Genomic DNA, 20,921 nt, shown 5'->3' with positions numbered 1-20,921 from the left:
GTCAGTTGACCGTGACCTGACCGAGGGCGGCTTTCGCTTCCTGGGCCTGATGCTGCGGCGCATAGACTTGTTTGAAGCGCACCGGCGGGAGGCTGAACTGGCCTTTCTGCGAGAAGCGCACCAGATGGCGCAGGCGTAACTCGCCGCTCAGCGCATCGACCGGCACCGCGTAAGCCAGTTGCCCCGGTTCGAACCTGGCTTTCTCCAGCGCGGTCGGTTCGGTGCCATCCTTGCCTTGCAACTTGATGCCCCACGTTGTGCGTTCGACGTCCGCACCCGGTGGCAGCGGCACTTCGAGCATGCCGTAGCGCAGCGGTTTCGGTGCCTTGCTGGTGAGGATCACCTCGTCCAGGTACAAGCTGTCGCTGGACAGCGGTTTCGTGCCGACCGGCTCGAGTTTGAAGGTGAACGCTTCGTCGCCCGGCACCAGACGCGACAGGCGCCGGGTGACGGTCACGGCCATCGGATCGACCTGCGGCTGTTGCGTCTGAAAGCTCAGCGCCGCACGTAGCGGCCGCTCTTGCGTGCCGGACACGCTCAGCACGCTCGGCACCGGCGTCGCGCCTTGCCATGTCCAGTACATCTCGCCGCTGGCCCCGTAGTTTTTCTTCCAGCCCTCACCCGGCATCAGCGCGATGGTCGGCGAAGCCTGAGCGATGCTGCGTTGCAGCCAGGTCAGCGCCAATGCACGTTCCAGTGTCGATTGCTGCGGCAACAGACGTTGCAACAACGCCGTCGCACGGGCCTGATCGAACGGTTGCAGCGACAGACTCAACGCTTCGACAAATGGCTGCGAACTGACCGCCAGACGTTGTTGCGCTGCGCCCAGTTGGCGATTGAACGCCTCCGGCAAAGCGACTTTCGACTGCGCGGCCAACGATGCGCCGAGCACCCGCGCCGCTGCCAGACCCAGCGCCGAATCCGGATCGCTCATCACCAGACTGTCCTGGCCATCATCGAGCAAGGTTTCGGCGCTGCCCTCACCGGCCTTGGCCAGATCGTCGAGCAGACCGCTGAGCAGCGTGTTCACTGGCAGCTGCATCTGTTTGGCGAACGAGAGAATCAGCGCCCGTTGCAGCAATGGCGTATTCGGCGCTTGCTTGGCGTACACCTCGAGTACGCGCTGCCAGTGCTCCGGCGGCAGGGTCAGATCGAGTACGCGGCTGGCATTCCAGTCGGCGTAATAGGCATAGGCGGTAAGGAATGCATCCGGCTCGCCGTCGTAGCCCCACCAGGTGAAGCTCGCCGATGGCCCGGCCATCTGCACCAGCCGCAGGCGGCTGTTCTGCATGATCAGGCGCAAGCGATCACGTATCTGTGGATTCGAGGCCAGCGATGGATAAGCGATGCTCAACGGCAACAAGCGACTGGCGGTCTGCTCGACGCCGCCGTACGGGTAGCTGAGCAGATCATCGAGGGCCGAACGGAACAGCGCTTGCGGACTGTCATCCAGACGCAGGCGAATATCCGTGGCATCCGCCGGCAAAGTCAAAGGCGTATCGCCGGTGACGACATCAAGGCTTTGTGTCTGAGTGACCTGCCAGCCTTCGCCGGTTGCACTCAAGCGCACAGCCAGGGCATCGGCAACTTTGCCGTCCTGCACCAGCTCCGCTGTCCACTCGCCAGAGGCCAGGGCAAACGCCGGTAGCGGCAAGTAATTGATGCCGCTGTTCAGGGTCACCGGCAGACGTTGTTCGGTGCCGGCATAGTGAGTCACCAGTTCAGCCTTGACCGGTTTCTGAGCCTGACTGAACGCAAACACGCCCAGTTGCGGCTGATCGCCCTTGCGGAATTTGCTCGGCCCGCTCCACTTCAAGTACAGCGGTTTTTCCGAACGGACGAACTGCTTTTTCTGCCCGACCTGGCCATCATCGGCAATCGCTCGCGCGGTGATCCGCCACCGGGTCAGCGAGTCCGGCATCTTGAAGGTGAAACGGGTTTTGCCGTCTGCGCCGGTCAACAGCTCTGGCTGCCATGCGGCGGTGTCGACGTCCTCCCGGCGCGGACGCTCGAGCACTTTAACGCCGCGCTCGCTGCGGTTGGCCTTGCCCGGCGCACCCGGGCTGCCCGGCAATGCCACGTCATAACTGATGAACGACAGGCTGGCGCTGGTACGCACATTGTTGCGCCGTGGGTGATAGAAGAACTGATCGATAGTCGGCGCGACTTCCGGCTGCAACGCGTAGACCATTTCGTCGACCACGCTGACCGTCAGATGCGCCGGAACCGCTTTGCCGGCGAACTGCGTGGTCAGGTCGACCGTGACCGTATCGCCCGGCAGGTAGACCGCTTTGTCGGTGCTGATTGCCACGTCGATCTGCGGCGCGACCACTTTGATCCCGGCGTTCTGGAAACTGTACTGACCGCCCTTGGTGTAGAGCACGGAGAAGGTCAGGTTCGGCGCGAAGTTATCCTTCACCGCAATGCGCGCGCGGTATTGGGTGTCGCTGAGTTTTTCCAGCTTCAGCCAATCGCCGCCCTTGGCCAGCAGCGCGGTCGCTTCGACCTTGTCGCGCTCCAGCGACAGCAGCGCATCGCTGACCGGCTCGGGGAAAGTGATCAGCGCCAGCGCTTCTTCGCCCGCCTTGTACTCTGGCTTGTCGAGGACGATTTCCACCGTGCCCGGCACCGCTTTCACACCGTCGCCAGTGACCGAATGGCCGGTGGCGCCAAGGACGCGACCGTGTTGATCCTTGAGCGTCAGGTTGTAGGTGCCCGGGCGTTCGAAGGCGAGGCTGAAGCCTTTATCCGTCGCGGCGAGTTTGCCTTCGCTGGTGCTCTGATCTTCCAGGCGCACCCAGGCGTAGCTGCTCGGCGTCACGGCTTTGCTTTGTTCGCTGCCACCCTCATTCGCGTAGCTGAAGGCAACCTTGTCACCGACCGCGCTGAAACGTTGCGGCGCGCTCAAGCGGAAACTCGCGGCGCCACGGTCGATGAGGATTTCCTTGGTGGTCTTGACGCGATACGCCGCGCCGTCGCTGGCGAACACGGTGAGCATGTAGCGGCTCGGTTTATCGGCGGCTGGCAGATCCAGGGTCGCGTTGCCTTTGCTGTCGGTGGTCAATTCGGTGCTGGTCAGCTCCACCGGGAATTGCCCGAGGTATTGCAGCTCGTTGTCGACCATCGACAGTTGCTGGGCGCGCAGGCTCAGGCTCAATTTGGCGTTGGCCACCGGCTTGCCGTCCGGGTAGAGCAACACCAGACTGCCTTTGACCGGCTCGCCAGTGCGGTAGTCCTGCCTGGCCAGATTCAGCGAGATTTCGAAGTGCGGCTTTATGTACTCCGCCACACGGAAAGCACTGCTGTAAGCCTGATTCTTGTAGTTGAAGCGGATTTCGTAACCACCGGCCACGGCGTTATCCGGCAATTGGAAACGGCCCTGGGTACCTGCTTTCGAATCAAGCTTCAGATCGAGGGTTTGCAGTTCGGTCCCCGTGGCATCAAGCACGCTGACACTGACATCCGCCGCGCCCGGCAGCACCGAATCCCGCGCGCTCTTGAACTCGCGACCAACGATCTTCAGCGACACCCAATCGCCCGGGCGATACAGCGGCCGGTCGGTGAAGGCATAGAGTTTGGTGTCGTAGATTTCACTGTCGTAGTAGAAGTTTTCCGAGACGAATACGCCGCCTTCTTCGTCCTCGCCGATGACGAACGAGCGCTCCGGGCTGACGTGTTTCAGACGCAGCAGACCGTCGGCATCGGTAGCACCGCTGCTCATCACGCCGAGTCCGTCGGTCCACAGCACATTGACCTTGGGCACCGAACTGCCTTCGTGTTTGCGCGCGGCCCAGACCAGCAATTCGTCACCGGAAATCTTGCTCACCGCAACGGTGTTGGAGACGAAAACCATCGTGGTCGCGCGGTACTTGCCGATCAATGCTTCGACCAGATACAGCCCCGGCTTCAGGTTACCCAGCGGAATGTAAACGTTGCCCGGCGCGACACTGACAAAGTCGCTGGACGAGCCGGCCAGATTGACCCCGGCGGGCGGCTGGATCGGCTTGGCCTGCCACAGCGGATAACGGAACTGGCTAACCACCGGCAGACCCGGAATCAAGGCGAATTGTGGCTGCGCGTCGTACGGCGTCGGCGCGACCATGGCATCGCCCATTTTCAGCTCCGGCACTTCTTCGGTGACCTGCTTGCGCGATTCGTAAGAGAACGCACGCTGCATCACTCGCCGGGATTTTCGATACCAGTTGTCCCACAGATACGCGAGAGTGTTGGACAGCCCTTCGCCCTTGAACTGGCCGTCACTGACGACGCGGTGCAGGTTCTTCTGGCGCTTGAGGAAATCCAGTGGCTTGTCGATACGGTACACGCGAATGTCGGCGCCACCGTACGGCTCCATACGAAAGCGCCGGTAATCACGGCCCGGGGCTTCGAGGCGGACCATCGCCGGCTCGTCGCTGGCAAAACTGCTGTCGGCGAGCAGGAAGAAACTCTCACCGGCCACCGGCGTGTAATTGCTCGGTTCCACCGAATCTTCGGCGTTAACGCAGGTAAACGACAGCAACAACGCCAACAACAAAGAAATTCGCGAACAGATACGCAACATGCGAGCACCGGTCATTGGGAGAGAAAGTTCAGTCGATAGACGCCGATGAAGTTGGGGTTGGCTGCGTCGGGTATCCATCGGGTGTCCTTCCATGTCATGAGTTGCTGCAGGCTTGCCGAACGCATGCCGTTGTCAGTGGGGGTGGTGGTGCCGGTGTGATAGGCGATGTAGCGGCCCATCCAGATCATCAGGTGCTGGTCGTCGCCCTGATCGAAAAACATCAGATCACCGGGCCGCGCCTGCGATACATCGCGGCCGACCAGATGACTGTTGAACTGAATCAGTTTGATCGCGTTGACGTACGGCCCGACCTTGCCGCCGCCCTGCTGCCACTGTTGCGCAAGCTTGCGTTGCGCGTCGCTGAGCGCCAGCTCCGGCGGCAGATAGCGATTGGACAGGCCATTGCTTCGCAGCCATTTGTCGTCGTGGACTTTCAACGCTTCGTTGGCGGCAAAGCGCACCAGCCCGGCGCAATCCTGCTGATACCAGCGCGGGCTCGGGCCTTGGCTGAGCTGCTCTTGAGCGATGCGCACGAACCAGGCGCGGAATACCTGGGATTGCGCCGGATCGAGCGCTGGCGCTTCAACCGCACGGGCACCTGCGCTGAGCAACAGCGCGAGCAGGCCGAGGCTGCGGATCAGTGCGCTCACAGCGCTTTCCATTCCAGCGGCAGCCATTGCCAGTGGCCATCCGGCTCGCTGCCTTCGGGCAGGGTCAGGGCATATTTGCCGTAGCCACCGAGGGTGCGCAGTTTCGGCATCAGGTAGGTTTGCGCAGCGTTGTAGAACACCGGCTCCATATCCTGCGGCAGGCTGTCGAGGGTCTCGCGCTGCATCAGTTGCGCCATCGCATCCGGGCCGAAGTAGATCGGCATCAGCACGTCGTGCGGCAACACGTCGGCCATTGGCGGGAAGCGCTTGTCGAGGGTGCCGAGGGCTTTGTCGACGAGTTTGTCGTCGAGGGAAAACAGCAGCGTCGAGCCGTGACGGGCGAGGCTGACTTTCATGTACGCCTTGCCGGATATCGCCTCCGGGTTTTCGGCGGTCTTCGCCGCGTACGGCCCGAAACTGGAACTGACCTGACGCTGCCAGAGGTGGCTCTGGCCTTCCTGCTTGTCGATCACCGGGAATACGCTTTCAGCGACGTTGGCTTCGAACGCCCCGACCATCGAGCCGAATAACTTGCCCAGATCAGCGTCGAGTTTGCTGCTGTCCTCGTCTTTGAGGCTGGCGACCAGCAATGGCGTGTACAGCCGAGAATCGGCGTACCAGCACAGGCCCGCCGCACCGGCGACGTGTTCGGTGAGGGTCTGCGCCACTGCTTCTTCAGCGCCGAGCTTGATCAATATCGGTTTTTGCGGTTCGGCCGCCACCGGCAGGGTCACACAAGCGCTCGCCCCCAGGGGCATCGCCTGCCAGACCGGTTTGAAATCGAAGTCCGGCTGGTTTTCCAGCTCGTCCATGGTCAGATAGCTGTGCCAGCCCTTGTCGTCCATGTCGAAACGCAGCCCGGCAAAATTCGGGATGAAGCGCTGATAGCCCATGGCGAGGACGCTGGAATTGACCGATAGGCGCTGTTTGGTTTCCGCAGCTTTCGCCGGTAGGCCGAACGCTTCTGGAAACAGTTTTTCGCCATTGAGCAATGCCGCCAGCGCTTGCGCGGAGACGCGGCCCGACTCTTCCGGGACGCCGCTCTCCGGGTCGTAGTACTTCGCCGGATTGGACAACACCACCAGCTTGTCGCCGCGCGACGCGAACAGCAGCGATTTGCTGGCGTTGTAGCTGAGCTGATACAGCGGGATCTCATCACTGCCGACCTTGAGATTGCCGAAGACGCTGAGCTGGGTGTCATCCAGCGCAACTTTCGCCAGTGGCTCGAGCAGTTTCGCCAGCCCGCCGCGATCCATCACCAGCAGGAAATCCTTTAAGCGGCCATCGGCGCCTCGCCACAGCGCCACATCCGCCGGTTGATCAAAAAGCTGTTCGATCAAGCTGTCCTGCAACTTCAGGTCATGCTCGTAGATAATCCGGCGCAGGCTGCCGATCAAGCCGAGGCGGTCGGCGTGGGTTTCGTAATAGAAGACGAAATCCTCGGTGAGCGTGGCCTTGAGGAACGGCACCGTCAGCAGGTCCTTGGGCAACTGGCTGAGCGATCGGGTTTCGAGCAAGGCGTCCGGTCTGCCAAGGCCGAGTTTGTCACTGGCCAATTCAGCTGGCGGCGCTTTGGGCTTGAGCAGCAGCCAGCCGAAACCGCCCGCCACACCGGCCACCAGGCACAGGCCGAGCACGACCAGCGGCCAGCGCCGCGAAGGTTTGGCCGCCGGTGTCGCGGCAGCTGGAGTCACAGTGTTATCGCTCATGTTCACAACATCCGAGTTCATCCGTGGCGGGATGCTTAATAGTTGAAAGTCTTGACCAGCAGCAGATCACCGATCGCCCGCAGGGGCACGATGAAGGTTTCGCGTTTTTCGTCGACGGTGTTTTCGTTGAGCACCAGGGTGATCTGCGAGGTGATCACCTCGTTCTGGTTGCTGGTCTCCTCGAAGTTATAGCCACCATCGCCGTAGTTGCCCCAATAGTTGACGTACACCAGATAAGTGCCGTGCAGCGGCGCGGTCATGGTGAACATTTCCGGGCCGGGGCCGTCGACACCATCCGGGTCGAGGCCGCCGCCATTGCTCAGCGCCGGTCGTGCCCAAAAGGCATGCTGACCGTCGGGGGTGACAATATGCAGATCCAGCTCGGCTTTCGGGTCGTCCCATCCCAAGACAAGACGAATCTTCGCCGGCGTGCGCAGATTATTTGCTTCATAAAATTGCACGCGCTTGAGCGACTGGCCTTCGGCGCTGATCACTTCAACGCTGTTGGAACCGGCGCCGAAAGCGTAAGGCCGGGCGAAACGCCCCTGATCATCGGTGTACAGATTCAATGGATTGCCGTTGACGGCGAGGCTGTGCGGCGGGCGCATGTGCCCGAGGGCTTTGAGCTGGCCCTGGATCATCGTGCGGTTGCGCTGGATGCCGCGATCGATCGGCGGCGTCGGGTAGGCGACCTGCGGATTTTCCGAACGATCAAGCAAGCCGTGATAACGCCAGCCGCCGACCGGCTCGGACAATTCTGCAGTCGGCGCCGCCCACAGCGCAGGCGCGCAGGCGAGGCCGATCAGCAGCAAAAGAAATAAACGCATGTGACGCCTCCTGCCATGCCTTGAACGAAACCTTGCACCCGATCCTCGGTACTTCACAGCGGTGAACTGCGTTTCGTCTGAATGCCCCGCAACTGTCGGGGCCGTAGAAGCCGCGAAGAGTAGCGATTCGGCAGTTTTTTAACAATCGGATACATGTGTGATTGCTGTAGGAATCGCGCCATCCGGGTAGACGATGAGCCGAATAGCGTTTTTATTCGGCTCACGCTTTTACGACAGGTGATCAATGACCGCGCATTGGATCTGGCAACAACCGGATTGGCCCGACTTCAACTGGCAAGCAGAGCGCCTCGCCCCGCTGCTGCGCGAGTGCGTGCAGACGCAGGGCCGACTCTTGGGAATGGCCGGCTCAGTGGGCGATTCGATGAGCGCACAGAGCGAACTCAATGCGTTGCTTCAGAACATCGTCACCTCCTCCGCCATCGAAGGTGAGCAACTGAATGTCGGCTCCGTACGTTCTTCTCTGGCCCGGCGCCTGGGTCTGGAATGGATTGATCGCGATAGCGTCAGCCAGCGTAGCGAGGGCTTGGCGCAATTGGTGCTCGATGCCACCCATGGCTTCGACGAGCCGCTGACTCTGGCCCGATTGCTGGAATGGCACACATGGCTTTTCCCCGCCGAGGAAGCGATGTTCAGCGCGCGGCCAATACTCGTCGGTACCTTGCGCGGCGACGAACCGATGCAGGTGGTGTCCGGACGACTCGACAGGCCAACGGTTCAGTTTGAGGCGCCACCGCGCCAAGGGCTGGAACAGCAAATTGAGCGTTTTTTGAGCTGGTTCGAAGCCAGCCGCGATCAGGTTTCGCTGGATCCGCTGTTACGTGCTGGCATCGCGCATTTCTGGTTTGTCACTCTGCACCCTTTCGACGACGGAAACGTTCGTCTGACCCGCACCATCACCGATCTGGCGCTGGCGCAAGGCGAAGCGCAGGCGATCCGCTTCTATGCGATGTCCGCAAGCATTCTCGAGGATCGCGCCGGTTATTACCGGATTCTGGAGTCGAGCCAAAAGGCCAAGCTCGATATCACCGAATGGCTGACCTGGTTTTTGCAGACACTGCTGCGCAGCCTGCAGCAAGCCATCACCCGGATAGATTCGGTGTTGGGCAAGACTCGCTTCTGGCAGACGCACCGCGAGTCCGACCTTTCAGCGGAGCAGATCAAAGTGCTCAATCGCTTGCTCGATGGCGGTGAGCGCGGTTTCGAACAGGGCCTCAGCGCAGGGCAATATCAAGCGGTTGCGAAAGTATCCAAAGCCACCGCGACGCGGCATCTGACGGAGTTGCTGGACAAAGGCTGCCTGCAACGCCTGCCGGGGGGCGGACGCAGCACGCGTTACAAAATCCGCTATCCGGATTGACTCGCCGACCGTTATGGAGGGGCCTAGCGACGGCCCGCTCATTTGCCCATACCCCCCCTATCTGCTAGTGTCGCGCCGGTTTAACGTCTACCGGAAACTGCCGCCATGGCCCGCAAAAAAGCTGCACTGGATTTCGAACAATCCCTCGCCGACCTGCAAACACTGGTCGAGCGTCTGGAGAACGGTGAATTGTCGCTGGAAGACTCGCTGACCGCTTTCGAGCAGGGCATCGGCCTGACTCGCGACTGCCAGGCGGCGCTGGCGCAGGCCGAGCAGAAAGTGCAGGTGCTGCTGGAGCGCGATGGCGAGCTCGCCGAGGAACCCTTCGACGCGGATGAGCCAGAATGATTGCGGCGTACTCGGCGAGCAGTCAGGCCCGGGTCAACGCGGCGCTCGAGACGCTGTTCAGTGCGCCGCTGCCGGAACTGGCGCGGCTCTACGAAGCGATGCGCTACAGCGTGATGAACGGCGGCAAGCGCGTGCGCCCGCTGCTGGCTTACGCGGCGTGCGAAGCCCTCGGTGGCCAGGCCGAACAGGCCAGCGGCGCGGCGTGTGCGGTCGAGTTGATCCACGCCTACTCGCTGGTGCATGACGATTTGCCAGCCATGGACGACGACGATCTGCGTCGCGGCCAGCCGACGACCCACAAGAAATTCGACGAAGCCTGCGCGATCCTCGCCGGTGATGGCTTGCAGAGCCTGGCCTTCAGCGCCCTGCTCGATCCGCGTCTGAGCGATTGCAGCAGCGAAATCCGTCTGCAAATGGTCAGCGCACTGGCCCACGCCGCCGGTCCGGCGGGCATGGTCGGTGGGCAGGCCATCGATCTCGGTTCGGTCGGCCTCAAGCTCGATCAAAAAGCTCTCGAACAAATGCACCGGCACAAGACCGGCGCGCTGATCGAAGTCAGCGTCAAGCTCGGCGCCCTGGCCAGCGGCCGCGCCCAGCCTGATCAGCTTCAGGCGTTGCAGACTTACGCACAGGCCATCGGCCTGGCCTTTCAGGTGCAGGACGACATCCTCGACGTGGAAAGCGATACCGCGACCCTCGGCAAACGCCAGGGCGCCGACATTGCCCGCGACAAGCCGACCTACCCGGCCCTGCTCGGCCTCGACGCGGCCAAGGCCTACGCTCTGGAACTGCGCGACCAGGCCCTGCAGGCACTGCGACCGTTTGACGCGGCGGCCGAGCCGTTGCGCGAGCTGGCCCGGTATATCGTCGAGCGGCGCAACTGACGGCGTATCGGCCAAAAAAGACCAACGCGTGGGCAGGGGGCGATGCATCAGGTAAACTGCCGCATCTTTTATACCTATAACGATTCGCCTGATGCCCACGACGTTTCATGAGATTCCCCGCAAGCGCCCGACCACGCCCCTGCTCGACCGCGCGAATACGCCGGACGGCCTGCGCCGGTTAGGCGAAGCCGAGCTGGAAACCCTGGCCGATGAGTTGCGCCTGGAGTTGCTCTACACGGTCGGCCAGACCGGTGGGCATTTCGGTGCCGGCCTGGGCGTGATCGAGCTGACCATCGCGCTGCATTACGTCTTCGACACCCCGGACGACCGTCTGCTGTGGGACGTCGGGCATCAGGCGTATCCGCACAAGATCCTCACCGGTCGCCGCGAGCGCATGGCCAGCCTGCGTCAGAAGCACGGCATTGCCGCATTCCCGCGCCGCTCCGAGAGCGAATACGACACCTTTGGCGTCGGCCACTCCAGCACTTCGATCAGCGCCGCGCTGGGCATGGCGATTGCCGCCCGCCTGCAGGACAGCGATCGCAAGGCCATTGCCGTGATCGGTGACGGCGCGCTGACCGCCGGCATGGCTTTCGAAGCGCTCAACCATGCGCCGGAAGTCAACGCCAACATGCTGGTGATCCTCAACGACAACGACATGTCGATCTCGCGCAACGTCGGCGGGTTGTCGAATTATCTGGCGAAGATCCTTTCCAGCCGCACCTACGCGAGCATGCGCGAAGGCAGCAAGAAAGTCCTTTCGCGCCTGCCCGGCGCCTGGGAAATCGCCCGTCGCACCGAAGAATATGCCAAGGGGATGCTGGTCCCCGGCACCCTGTTCGAAGAACTGGGCTGGAACTACATCGGCCCGATCGACGGCCATGATCTGCCAACCCTGATCGCGACGCTGCGCAACATGCGTGACCTCAAAGGCCCGCAGTTCCTGCACATCGTCACCAAGAAAGGCAAAGGCTTCGCCCCGGCGGAAGTCGACCCGATCGGTTATCACGCCATCACCAAACTCGAACCACTGGATGCTCCGGCCGCTGCGCCGAAAGCCGCCAGCGGGCCGAAGTATTCGGCGGTGTTCGGCGAGTGGCTGTGCGACATGGCGGCGGCTGATGCGCGTCTGGTCGGGATCACTCCGGCGATGAAGGAAGGCTCGGATCTGGTGGCGTTCAGCGAGCGCTTCCCCGAGCGTTATTTCGACGTGGCGATTGCCGAACAGCACGCGGTCACGTTCGCCGCTGGCATGGCCTGTGAAGGCGCGAAACCGGTGGTGGCGATCTACTCGACGTTCCTGCAACGCGGTTACGACCAGTTGGTGCACGATGTCGCGGTGCAGAACCTCGACGTGCTGTTTGCCATCGACCGCGCCGGCCTGGTCGGCGAAGACGGCCCGACGCACGCCGGCAGCTTCGACCTGTCGTACCTGCGCTGCATCCCGGGCATGCTCATCATGACCCCGAGCGATGAAAACGAACTGCGCAAGATGCTCACTACTGGTCACCTGTTCAACGGCCCGGCGGCAGTGCGTTACCCGCGCGGCAGCGGCCCGAACGCGACCATCGAGAAAGACCTTACGCCAATCGAAATCGGTAAAGGCATAATCCGCCGTCAGGGCAGCAAAGTCGCCCTGCTGGTGTTTGGCGTGCAACTGGCCGAAGCGCTGAAAGTCGCCGATAAGATCGACGCCACCGTGGTCGACATGCGCTTCGTCAAACCGCTGGATGAAGCGCTTGTACGCGAGATCGCCGGTAGCCACGAATTGATCGTGACGATCGAAGAAAACGCGATCATGGGCGGCGCCGGTGGCGCAGTCAGCGAATTCCTCGCGCGCGAGAACATCCTCAAGTCGATGCTGCACCTGGGCTTGCCGGATATTTACGTCGAGCACGCGAAGCCTGCGCAGATGTTGGCCGAATGCGGTCTGGATGAAGCCGGGATCGAAGCGTCGATTCGTCAGCGCCTGGATCTGCTTAAAAAATAAACTGCTGGGTACATGCATAACCCCTGTGGGAGCGGGCTTGCTCGCGAATGCGGCGGATCAGTTGATGATGAGTTGACTGATTCACCGCTTTCGCGAGCAAGCCCGCTCCCACATTTGATTTGTGTAACACCTGAAACTGCCGTTGGACTGTCCATGAACCTCTCGCGCCTCGCCCTGCCCCTCCTCCTCCTGCCAAGCGCCAGCGCTGTCGCCGATACATTCGAACGCGATCAGGCGCTGAAGCTGGCGGACACGCTGATCAGCGCCAATCGTCAGGTCGAGGCGCGCAACGACAGCAGCGCCGCCAACACCGTGTTCACCCGCGAAGACATCGACCGCCTGCAACCGAGCAACGTGCCAGATCTGCTGCGGCGCGTGCCGGGCGTGCAGGTGGCGCAGACCGGCGGGCGTGGCAGTCTGCCGGGGATCTACATTCGCGGCACGCAATCGGCGCAAAGCCTGGTGCTGGTCGATGGCCAGCGCATCGGCAACTCGACTTCCGGCGACAGCAACCTGCAGCATTTGAATATCGAGCAGATCGAACGCGTCGAAGTGCTGCGCGGTTCGCGTTCGGTGATTTATGGCAGCGACGCGATTGGCGGGGTGATCCAGATCTTCACCCGGCGCGGCACCGAGCAAGGCTTGCAGCCACGCCTGCACCTTGGTTTCGGTAGTCAGCAGACATGGGAGCGCAGTCTTGGATTGTCCGCAGGCGATGAGAAAACCCGCTTCAACCTCGGCGCCAGCCTCAACGAAACTGGCGGGATCGACCGCACTCACGACTCGTACCCCAGCGACGGCGATCACGACGCCTACCGCAACAAATCCCTGAGCCTGAGCATCAGCCACGCGCTGAACGAGGACATCGAAATCGGCGCCAATCTGCTGGATAACCGTGGCAAAAGTGAGTTCGACAATCCGTTCGGCCGCTTCGACCCGGTGACGTTCGAGTCGCTGCAACAACAGCCCTACAGCGATTTCAACGTCAGCAGCCTTAGCAGTTATGTCGATGCGCGAGTCAACGAAACCTGGAAAACCCGCGTCGAATTCGGCCACAGCGAAAACCGCGAAAAGACCTTCGACAAGCTCAGCGACGAGCGCACCGTGTTCAACACCTATCGCGACTCGCTGAACTGGCAGAACGACCTGACGCTGGATGCGCGCAACAGCCTTATCCTCGGCGGCGACTGGTACGAAGACCGGGTCAACAGCAGCACTGCGTTCGACGAGGACAGCCGCTGGAATCGCGCAGCGTTCATCCAGCATCGCTATCAGGCCGACAGTTTCTCCACCGAGATCGGCCTGCGCCACGATGACAATCAGCAGTTCGGCAGCCAGAACACCTGGAGCGGCACCTTCACCCTGCCGCTCAATCCGGACAACGACCTGTTGCTGAGCTACAGCGAAGGTTTCCGCGCGCCGACCTTCAACGACCTGTACTACCCGGACTTCAGCAATCCCGACCTGAAACCGGAAACCTCGAAAAGCTACGAACTGCAATGGCGCAGCCAGTTGAGCGATAGCGCGCGCCTGGAAACCTCGATTTACCGCACCGACCTGGAAGACGCGATCATCTTCGGCAGCAACTCACGCCCGCAAAACGTCGCGTCGGCGCGGATCAATGGCTTTGAAGCGGCGCTCAGACACGAGCTGTTCGGCTGGCAGAGCAATCTTGGCGTGGCAATCATCGATCCGCGTGATCGCGATACCGGGCATACGCTTGCGCGAAGGGCGCGACGCACGGCCAGTTGGGATGTGGATCGGCAGTTCGATCGCTTGGGAGTGGGCGCCAGTTGGCAATTGGTCAGCGGCAGTTACGATGACGTGAAAAACACCCAGTCGCTGGGTGGCTACGGCACACTCGGACTGCGCAGCAGTTGGGCGCTTACTCGTGAGATCAAGCTGGATCTGAAGGTCGACAACCTGCTGGACAAGGGCTACAGCCGGGCGAATTACAGCTATGAAGGCGGGCAGTATGGCTATCGGGAGGAAGGTCGGGCGTGGATGTTCGGGGTGACCTGGACGCCTGAACTCTGATCCTTGATTTGTGCTGGATTGACTGGCCTCTTCGCGAGCAAGCCCGCTCCCACAGTGAATCTCGGTTGCACCACAGATTCATGGTTGAAGCCAATCAAATGTGGGAGCGGGCTTGCTCGCGAATGCAGGCGACGCGGTCTACCGGTCAGGCGCGATCAATTGGCAAAGCTTGGCGGTGGCGCTAATCATCTGCCCGCTCGGTCGCTCGAGGCCCTTGTCAGCGACCAATAGCAGTCTCCCCTGCCTCACCGCTGCCACCTGCGGCCAGGCCGTCCACGCCTCAAGCTGTGCCTGATCAGCGGCGACGATCACTTCTGGATCGCGCTGCAACACCGCCTCGATACTCACCTGCGGCGCCGGCAGATCAAGGTCGGCGAACACATTGCGCGCGCCGCACACCTCAAGCGCATCGCTGATGATCTGTCCGCCACCGACGGTGTACAGCGGCTTGTCCCAGACTTGATAAAACACCCGCAGTGGCACGTCTCGACGATAACGCTGGTGCAGATCGTCCAGCTGCTCGCGCAATTCGGCCGCCCGTTTCGCCCCGCGTTCAGGACGCCCGATCTGTTCGGCGATGGCTTCGATCTGTGCCGCGAGCTGCGTCATTGTGTGCGGCTCGGCGACAAAGGTCGGAATGTTCAGGCGCTTGAGCAGATCACGCTGCCCCGCGCCTACGCTTGCGGGCCAGAGCAACAGCAAATCCGGTTTCAGGCTGAGCAAGCGTTCCATGTCGAGCTGGCCATAGCGACCCACAGACGGAACATCGGCAATCGCCGCCGGCCGCTCGCCAGCATCGAGCACGCCGACCAGCAAGTCGGCAGAATCCAGCTCAACGACGATTTCAGACAGCGAGGGCGCGAGGCTGACCACCCGCAATGCGGCCAGCGCCGGGCTGCTCAGCACGAGCAGCAGAACCGCCAGCCACAGGCGAGACATCAGCCGAGTTGACGCGGAATACGGTAGAGGTAGAAGAGCACGGCGGTGGACAGCGCCAGCAGCATCAACGGCACGGCTTCGAGGCCGACGAAGACCGCCAGCGCGCCAATCCACGCTGGCAAAGACGCCACCAGAAACGCCGCACGCCGACGCGCCGCGAGGGCGATCCAGGCGGCGGGTTCATCGGCGGTATCGAGAGATTTTTGCGTGGCGATCAATGCGTGTTTGTAACGGCCGAAATACTTCAGGCTGACAAACATCGAGGCCACGCCGGCGATGAACAAAGGCATCGCCAGCACCGGCAAGAGGCCTTGGCCTTCGCCGAACAACGCGTTGAGTACGAACAGCGGCAACAGCGCCAGCGCCAGGTATTGCCACCAGGCCACCGCCAACCGCCGCCGCACCTGGCCGCGGGTCACGCGCGGTCGACCTCGCCCTGATGCTCATTGCCCATCATGTGGTCGAGCTTGCTGGCCTTGGTCGCCAGGTACAGTTTGTTGTGCGGGTTGTGGCCGGTGTGCAGCGGCACACGCTCGGCGACGACAATGCCCATCTCGGTCAAGGCTTTGACCTTACGCGGGTTGTTGGTCATCAGGCGCAGGGCTTTCACGCCCAGATGCTCGAGCATCGGCAGGCACATGGCGTAGTCGCGCTGATCGGCGGCAAAGCCCAGACGTTCATTGGCTTCTACGGTGTCGGCACCGCCGTCCTGCAATTCGTAGGCACGGATCTTGTTCAGCAGACCAATGCCGCGACCTTCCTGACGCAGATACAACAGCACGCCACGGCCTTCGCGGGCGATCGCCTGCAGAGCGGCGTCCAGTTGCGAACCGCAGTCGCAACGCTGGCTGAACAAGGCATCGCCGGTCAGGCATTCGGAGTGCAAACGGCCGAGTACCGGAGCGCCGTCGGCAATTTCACCCAGGCTCAGCACGACGTGCTCGCGGCCGGTGGATTCATCGAGAAACCCGTGCATGGTGAATTGCGCATAAGGCGTTGGCAGCTTGCAAGCGGCAACAAAGACGACAGGCACCGGTGTGCTCCTGATCTAAAAATTCTGAAAATTCGCAGGCCGGCATTGTAACAGCAGGTTCCTGTAGACGCTTAGGCTGAATTATCGGGCATAACGATCAAAAAGTTTGATGACACTCCCGCTCCTTGTAGGAGCTGTGTTGGGCTTCAGTTCGGGTTGAACGGGTACGGCTGCTGCCACTTCTCGAAGATCGGCTGTAGTTCCCCGCTCTTGACCAGTTCCGTCATGCGCCGGTCATACAGCGCCATCAACGCGCGAGCCTGTGGGGTATCGGCGAAACCGAGAAACAGCGGCAGTTCAGCCAGATGCGAATAACGGTACTGCGCCGGATCCGCCGCATCGCGCACCACGGCTTGAACCTCGGTCAGCGCGTCGATGTAGTAATCGGCCCGTCCCTGCTTGAGCATCAGCAAAATACCGGTACGCCGCTCGATCTGATTGAAGCGCTTGATGTTCGGCAGGTAGTTTTCGTAGCGGTAGCCGCGCACCCAGGCCAGGCGGTATTTACCCAAAGTCGCCTGGGTCGGCGCCGGACTGCTGGCCAGGCCCAATGCGTAGACGTGATCGGAATCGAAATTCCACTGCGGGTACACCAAGTGCTCGGCTTCGTTGCGGTAGGAGCCGACCTGCGCGTCGATTTCCTTCAACTGCGCCAACCCGATGGAACGGGTGTACGGCACGGTGCGAATGTCCAACTTGACCCCGGCCGGCTCGAAGACTTTGCGCAACACGTCCCAGGCCAGACCGTGGCCATCGGCGGCGGTGTAATTTTCCCAGTCTTCGCTGGCCAGATGGATGACCGCAGGCGTCGGCGCGGCCACCTGCGCATGGGCAACGGTGCCCAGCAGAGCGAAAACCAGCAGCGCCAACCCGCGTCGCAGCATCCGTTATTTCCTCACTTGAGACGAATCAGGCGAATACCCAAACCAGCCCTTGCATCGCCAGCCAGGCGAACACTCCGGCCAGCACGTCGTCGAGCATGATGCCGACGCCGCCATGCACGTGCTTGTCGATCCAGCGGATCGGCCACGGCTTGAGAATATCGAAGAAGCGGAACATCAGAAAACCCGCGAGCAGCCAGTACCAGCCTTCCGGCACCAGCCACAGGGTGATCCACATCCCGACCATTTCGTCCCAGACGATGCCTTCGTGGTCATGCACACGCAAATCGTCAGCGACTTTGCCGCACAGCCAGAAGCCGAACAGCATGGTGATGCCCAGCATCAGCCAGTAGCCCCAGTCGGGCAGCATCTGCCACAACGGAATGAACGGCAGCGCCACCAGCGAGCCCCACGTGCCCGGTGCCTTGGGCAAGGTGCCGGAGCCGAAGCCGAACGCGAGAAAATGCCACGGATTGCGCCAGACCGAAGGAGGCACGAATTCGGCAGGGACCTGTTTCGGGTGATCTGTCACGGTGTCTCCTGAAAATGTTGGTAGCCGCGAATTAGCGGGGTGATGTCGCGCCCGTCGCGGTCCAGCAGCGCCACGCCCTGGCCGTCGCTGACCCGGCCGATCACATGGATCGACCAGCCGTCAGCCAACAGCGCCGGCAACTCGGCGGACGGCAAGGTGAAAGCCAGCACGTAATCATCGCCGCCGCTCAGTGCCGCGCGCTCGGCACCGCGTTGCCCGAGAAACGCCACTAAAGCATCCGACAACGGTACGCGCTCGCGTTCAATCTCAAGTCGCACCTTCGACGCCAGCGCGATATGCCCGCAATCGGCCAGCAGACCGTCGGAGATGTCCAGCGCAGCCGTGGCCTTGCCGCGCAGGGCCTGACCGAGCGCCAGTTGCGGTTGCGGTGACCAGTAATGATCAAGCAGCACCTGGCCGATGTCGGGCGCCGCATCACGCTGCCCCAGCACCAGCGGCAAGGCGCCGGCCGCATTGCCCAGTTCGCCGCCAACGCAAAGCAGATCGCCGGGCTGCGCGCCGCTGCGGGTCAACGCCTGGCCGGCCGGTACGCGGCCGAATACGGTGACGGTCAGGCTCAGCGGCCCGCGTGTGGTGTCGCCACCGACCAGCGCCACGCCGCAGCTTTGCGCCATGCGGTTCAGACCACGGGCATAGGCTTGCAGCCAATCGGCAGTCACCGTCGGCAAGGTCAGGGCAAGGGTAAAGGCAACGGGCGCAGCGCCCATGGCGGCCAGATCGCTGACCGCCACGGCCAGCGAGCGCTGACCGAGCAGAAACGGATCGCAGGGGTCGGCGAAATGCACGCCGGCCACCAGCGTATCGGTGGAAACCGCCAGCTGTTCGCCAGCGGGAACCGCCAGCAAGGCGCAGTCGTCACCGATCCCCAGAGCAACGCCTTCGCCGCCCTGCGCACAAGGCGCGGCGGCGAAGAAATTGCGGATCAGCTCAAACTCGCCCATGGCCGAGAAAAAGTGTTCAAGCGCCGATCAGCGCTTGAACGCCTTCACTTCAGCTTCACGCAGGCGCGGGGCCAGCTTGTCGAGCACGCCGTTGACGAACTTGTGGCCGTCGGTCGAACCGAAGACTTTCGCCAGTTCGATACCTTCGTTGATGACCACGCGGTACGGCACGTCGACGCGCTTGAGCAGTTCCCAGGTCGACAGGCGCAGAACCGCCAGTTCAACCGGGTCCAGCTCTTCGATCGCCAGATCCAGGCAAGGCGTCAGGGCGGTGTCGATTTCGGTCTTGAACTGCGGAACCCCGTGAAGGATTTCGCGGAAGTAGGCGCCGTCGACATCGGTGAAATCGTTATCCACGCGAAACTGCGCTTCGATCTCGTTCAGCGATTGCCGGGCCATGTGCCACTGGTACAGCGCTTGAGTCGCGAGCTGACGGGCTTCGCGACGCTTGGCGCTTTTCGACGGCTTGCCGGCATCCGCAGGTTTCGGATCGCGCGGGTTGAAACGATCGCTTTCGTCGCTAATCACTTGGCCTCCAACTGCGCCAGCAGGCTGACCATTTCCAGAGCGGACAGGGCAGCTTCGGCACCTTTGTTACCGGCTTTGGTGCCGGAACGTTCGATGGCTTGCTCAATGGAATCGACGGTCAGCACGCCAAACGCGACCGGTACGCCGAATTCCATGGAGACCTGAGCCAGGCCTTTGGTGCACTCGCCCGCCACGTATTCGAAGTGCGGAGTACCGCCACGAATGACCGCGCCGAGGGCGATGATCGCTGCGAACTCGCCTTTCTGGGCGACTTTCTGCGCAACCAGCGGGATTTCGAAGGCGCCCGGTGCGCGGATGATGGTGATGTCGCTTTCGCTCACGCCGTGGCGAACCAGGGCATCAACGGCACCGCTGACCAGGCTTTCAACCACGAAGCTGTTGAAGCGGCCCACTACCAGAGCGTAGCGGCCTTTGGGGGCGATGAAGGTACCTTCGATGGTCTTCAGGGTCATTCGTCAGTTCTCTTAAAGAGCCGGGACGCGTCTGCTACGCGTCCCTCAGTGATTTGTTTGCCGCGAATCGGAGTCCGGAAACAGCCGGTCATTATTCGGAGGGCACGTATTCTACAACTTCCAGATCGAAACCGGATATCGCATTGAATTTCATTGGTGCCGACATCAAGCGCATTTTGCGCACACCGAGGTCTCGCAGGATCTGCGAACCGGCACCGACGATGCTGTAGGTGGTCGGCTTTTTCGGCGCTGCCTGCTCACCGGTTTCACGGATATGCGCCAGCAGCACGTCGCCATCCAGCGGATGCCCGAGCAACAACACCACACCGCTGCCGGCCTCGGCAACTGCGGCCATGGCGGCGCGCAGGCTCCAGCGGCCCGGTTGCTTGACCATCAGCAAGTCGCGCAGCGGATCCATGTTATGCACACGCACCAGCGTCGGCTCCTCAGCGCAGACAGTGCCCAGCGTGAGGGCCATGTGCACGTCACCTTCCACCGAATCACGATAGGTCACCAGGTTGAATTGGCCCAGTTCGCTGTCCAGCGGCTGCTCGGCAATCCGCTGAACGGTACGTTCGTGGATCATCCGATAGTGGATCAGGTCGGCGATGGTGCCGATCTTGATGTTGTGTTCGGCGGCGAACGCTTCGAGTTCAGCGCGACGGGACATGGTGCCGTCGTCGTTCATCACCTCGCAGATCACCCCGCTCGGCTCAAAACCGGCCATGCGCGCCAGGTCGCAAGCGGCTTCGGTGTGGCCGGCGCGAGCGAGGGTACCGCCGGCCTGGGCCATCAGTGGGAAGATGTGGCCCGGGCTGACGATGTCTTCGGCCTTGGCGTCTTTAGCGGCAGCCGCTTGCACGGTGCGCGCGCGATCGGCGGCGGAGATGCCGGTGGTCACGCCTTCGGCAGCTTCGATCGAAACGGTGAACTTGGTGCCGAAACCGGAACCGTTGCGCGGCGCCATCAGCGGCAGCTTCAGCAGTTCACAACGCTCGCGGCTCATCGGCATGCAGATCAGGCCACGGGCGTGCTTGGCCATGAAGTTGATGTGTTCGGCCTGGCAGCATTCGGCGGCCATGATCAGATCGCCTTCGTTCTCGCGGTCTTCGTCATCCATGAGGATGACCATCTTGCCTTGGCGGATGTCTTCAACCAGTTCTTCGATGCTATTGAGCGCCACAAGGCA

At 62.0% G+C, this 20,921-nt stretch carries 18 protein-coding genes; 5 read left to right on the top strand and 13 right to left on the bottom strand.

Annotated elements, in window-relative coordinates; genetic code table 11:
• Position 1: 1 nt before the first annotated feature.
• The 4 genes from ACP7D9_RS17465 to ACP7D9_RS17450 are packed head-to-tail and all read right to left on the bottom strand — an operon-like array spanning position 2 to position 7,747.
• Complete coding sequence (locus tag ACP7D9_RS17465; protein WP_426158806.1) at positions 2-4,576, bottom strand: alpha-2-macroglobulin family protein; 4,575 nt, start codon at positions 4,574-4,576, stop codon at positions 2-4.
• Entirely contained in the window at positions 4,573-5,223 is a 651-nt protein-coding gene (locus ACP7D9_RS17460; RefSeq protein WP_071173713.1) for a DUF1175 domain-containing protein, read from the bottom strand. The genes ACP7D9_RS17465 and ACP7D9_RS17460 overlap by 4 nt, the downstream gene beginning before the upstream one ends.
• Positions 5,208-6,920, bottom strand: a complete 1,713-nt coding sequence (locus ACP7D9_RS17455; protein WP_426158805.1) for a DUF2138 domain-containing protein — start codon at positions 6,918-6,920, stop codon at positions 5,208-5,210. The genes ACP7D9_RS17460 and ACP7D9_RS17455 overlap by 16 nt, the downstream gene beginning before the upstream one ends.
• A gap of 35 nt (positions 6,921-6,955) precedes the next feature.
• Positions 6,956-7,747: a YfaP family protein gene (locus ACP7D9_RS17450; RefSeq protein WP_426158803.1), complete on the bottom strand. Its 792-nt coding sequence runs from the start codon at positions 7,745-7,747 to the stop codon at positions 6,956-6,958.
• Positions 7,748-7,991: 244 nt separating this feature from the next.
• On the opposite strand from ACP7D9_RS17450, the gene ACP7D9_RS17445 reads away from it, so the two are divergent.
• From ACP7D9_RS17445 to ACP7D9_RS17425, 5 genes are all read left to right on the top strand, one after another.
• The gene (locus ACP7D9_RS17445) at positions 7,992-9,125 is read left to right on the top strand and encodes a Fic family protein (RefSeq protein ID WP_426158801.1); all 1,134 of its coding nucleotides are present in this window, start codon (positions 7,992-7,994) and stop codon (positions 9,123-9,125) included.
• A gap of 105 nt (positions 9,126-9,230) precedes the next feature.
• Complete coding sequence (locus ACP7D9_RS17440; protein ID WP_016772991.1) at positions 9,231-9,473, top strand: exodeoxyribonuclease VII small subunit; 243 nt, start codon at positions 9,231-9,233, stop codon at positions 9,471-9,473.
• Positions 9,470-10,357, top strand: coding sequence for a (2E,6E)-farnesyl diphosphate synthase (gene ispA, locus ACP7D9_RS17435; protein ID WP_426158799.1), 888 nt, complete (start codon positions 9,470-9,472; stop codon positions 10,355-10,357). Before ACP7D9_RS17440 ends, ispA begins: the two co-directional genes overlap by 4 nt.
• 91 nt (positions 10,358-10,448) lie before the next feature.
• On the top strand, positions 10,449-12,347 hold the full coding sequence (dxs, locus tag ACP7D9_RS17430; RefSeq protein WP_426158797.1) for a 1-deoxy-D-xylulose-5-phosphate synthase: 1,899 nt from the start codon (positions 10,449-10,451) through the stop codon (positions 12,345-12,347).
• A gap of 153 nt (positions 12,348-12,500) precedes the next feature.
• Positions 12,501-14,384: a TonB-dependent receptor domain-containing protein gene (locus ACP7D9_RS17425; RefSeq protein ID WP_426158795.1), complete on the top strand. Its 1,884-nt coding sequence runs from the start codon at positions 12,501-12,503 to the stop codon at positions 14,382-14,384.
• A 138-nt stretch (positions 14,385-14,522) separates the two neighbouring features.
• Here ACP7D9_RS17425 and ACP7D9_RS17420 read toward each other — a convergent pair whose 3' ends face one another.
• The 9 genes from ACP7D9_RS17420 to ribBA form a co-directional block, all read right to left on the bottom strand.
• A complete protein-coding gene (locus tag ACP7D9_RS17420; RefSeq protein ID WP_426158793.1) occupies positions 14,523-15,323 on the bottom strand; it encodes a helical backbone metal receptor in 801 nt (266 codons plus the stop codon).
• The gene (locus tag ACP7D9_RS17415; RefSeq protein WP_101160701.1) at positions 15,323-15,742 is read right to left on the bottom strand and encodes an MFS transporter; all 420 of its coding nucleotides are present in this window, start codon (positions 15,740-15,742) and stop codon (positions 15,323-15,325) included. The genes ACP7D9_RS17420 and ACP7D9_RS17415 overlap by 1 nt, the downstream gene beginning before the upstream one ends.
• Entirely contained in the window at positions 15,739-16,356 is a 618-nt protein-coding gene (gene ribA, locus ACP7D9_RS17410; RefSeq protein WP_426158791.1) for a GTP cyclohydrolase II, read from the bottom strand. The genes ACP7D9_RS17415 and ribA overlap by 4 nt, the downstream gene beginning before the upstream one ends.
• A gap of 146 nt (positions 16,357-16,502) precedes the next feature.
• Positions 16,503-17,240: a substrate-binding periplasmic protein gene (locus ACP7D9_RS17405; protein ID WP_426158789.1), complete on the bottom strand. Its 738-nt coding sequence runs from the start codon at positions 17,238-17,240 to the stop codon at positions 16,503-16,505.
• 25 nt (positions 17,241-17,265) lie between these two features.
• The gene (locus tag ACP7D9_RS17400; protein WP_101160709.1) at positions 17,266-17,769 is read right to left on the bottom strand and encodes a phosphatidylglycerophosphatase A family protein; all 504 of its coding nucleotides are present in this window, start codon (positions 17,767-17,769) and stop codon (positions 17,266-17,268) included.
• Entirely contained in the window at positions 17,766-18,731 is a 966-nt protein-coding gene (gene thiL, locus ACP7D9_RS17395) for a thiamine-phosphate kinase (protein WP_101160712.1), read from the bottom strand. Before thiL ends, ACP7D9_RS17400 begins: the two co-directional genes overlap by 4 nt.
• 27 nt (positions 18,732-18,758) lie before the next feature.
• Positions 18,759-19,259, bottom strand: coding sequence for a transcription antitermination factor NusB (gene nusB, locus ACP7D9_RS17390; RefSeq protein ID WP_024014489.1), 501 nt, complete (start codon positions 19,257-19,259; stop codon positions 18,759-18,761).
• Positions 19,256-19,732: a 6,7-dimethyl-8-ribityllumazine synthase gene (gene ribH / locus ACP7D9_RS17385; protein WP_003228649.1), complete on the bottom strand. Its 477-nt coding sequence runs from the start codon at positions 19,730-19,732 to the stop codon at positions 19,256-19,258. Before ribH ends, nusB begins: the two co-directional genes overlap by 4 nt.
• A gap of 91 nt (positions 19,733-19,823) precedes the next feature.
• The gene (gene ribBA / locus ACP7D9_RS17380; RefSeq protein ID WP_039761895.1) at positions 19,824-20,915 is read right to left on the bottom strand and encodes a bifunctional 3,4-dihydroxy-2-butanone-4-phosphate synthase/GTP cyclohydrolase II; all 1,092 of its coding nucleotides are present in this window, start codon (positions 20,913-20,915) and stop codon (positions 19,824-19,826) included.
• Positions 20,916-20,921 lie beyond the last annotated feature (6 nt).

Origin of the sequence: Pseudomonas sp. TSRC2-2 (assembly GCF_049897785.1) — a bacterium.
In the GTDB taxonomy this organism is placed as follows: domain Bacteria; phylum Pseudomonadota; class Gammaproteobacteria; order Pseudomonadales; family Pseudomonadaceae; genus Aquipseudomonas.
This window is presented reverse-complemented; position numbering and strand designations above follow the sequence as displayed.

Bases quoted from the DNA above. Each gene is read 5' to 3' on its own strand.
- ACP7D9_RS17465 (WP_426158806.1), bottom strand. From the start codon at position 4,576: ATGACCGGTGCTCGCATGTTGCGTATCTGTTCGCGAATTTCTTTGTTG.
- ACP7D9_RS17460 (WP_071173713.1), bottom strand. From the start codon at position 5,223: ATGGAAAGCGCTGTGAGCGCACTGATCCGCAGCCTCGGCCTGCTCGCG.
- ACP7D9_RS17455 (WP_426158805.1), bottom strand. From the start codon at position 6,920: ATGAGCGATAACACTGTGACTCCAGCTGCCGCGACACCGGCGGCCAAA.
- ACP7D9_RS17450 (WP_426158803.1), bottom strand. From the start codon at position 7,747: ATGCGTTTATTTCTTTTGCTGCTGATCGGCCTCGCCTGCGCGCCTGCG.
- ACP7D9_RS17445 (WP_426158801.1), top strand. From the start codon at position 7,992: ATGACCGCGCATTGGATCTGGCAACAACCGGATTGGCCCGACTTCAAC.
- ACP7D9_RS17440 (WP_016772991.1), top strand. From the start codon at position 9,231: ATGGCCCGCAAAAAAGCTGCACTGGATTTCGAACAATCCCTCGCCGAC.
- ispA (WP_426158799.1), top strand. From the start codon at position 9,470: ATGATTGCGGCGTACTCGGCGAGCAGTCAGGCCCGGGTCAACGCGGCG.
- dxs (WP_426158797.1), top strand. From the start codon at position 10,449: ATGCCCACGACGTTTCATGAGATTCCCCGCAAGCGCCCGACCACGCCC.
- ACP7D9_RS17425 (WP_426158795.1), top strand. From the start codon at position 12,501: ATGAACCTCTCGCGCCTCGCCCTGCCCCTCCTCCTCCTGCCAAGCGCC.
- ACP7D9_RS17420 (WP_426158793.1), bottom strand. From the start codon at position 15,323: ATGTCTCGCCTGTGGCTGGCGGTTCTGCTGCTCGTGCTGAGCAGCCCG.
- ACP7D9_RS17405 (WP_426158789.1), bottom strand. From the start codon at position 17,240: ATGCTGCGACGCGGGTTGGCGCTGCTGGTTTTCGCTCTGCTGGGCACC.
- thiL (WP_101160712.1), bottom strand. From the start codon at position 18,731: ATGGGCGAGTTTGAGCTGATCCGCAATTTCTTCGCCGCCGCGCCTTGT.
- ribH (WP_003228649.1), bottom strand. From the start codon at position 19,732: ATGACCCTGAAGACCATCGAAGGTACCTTCATCGCCCCCAAAGGCCGC.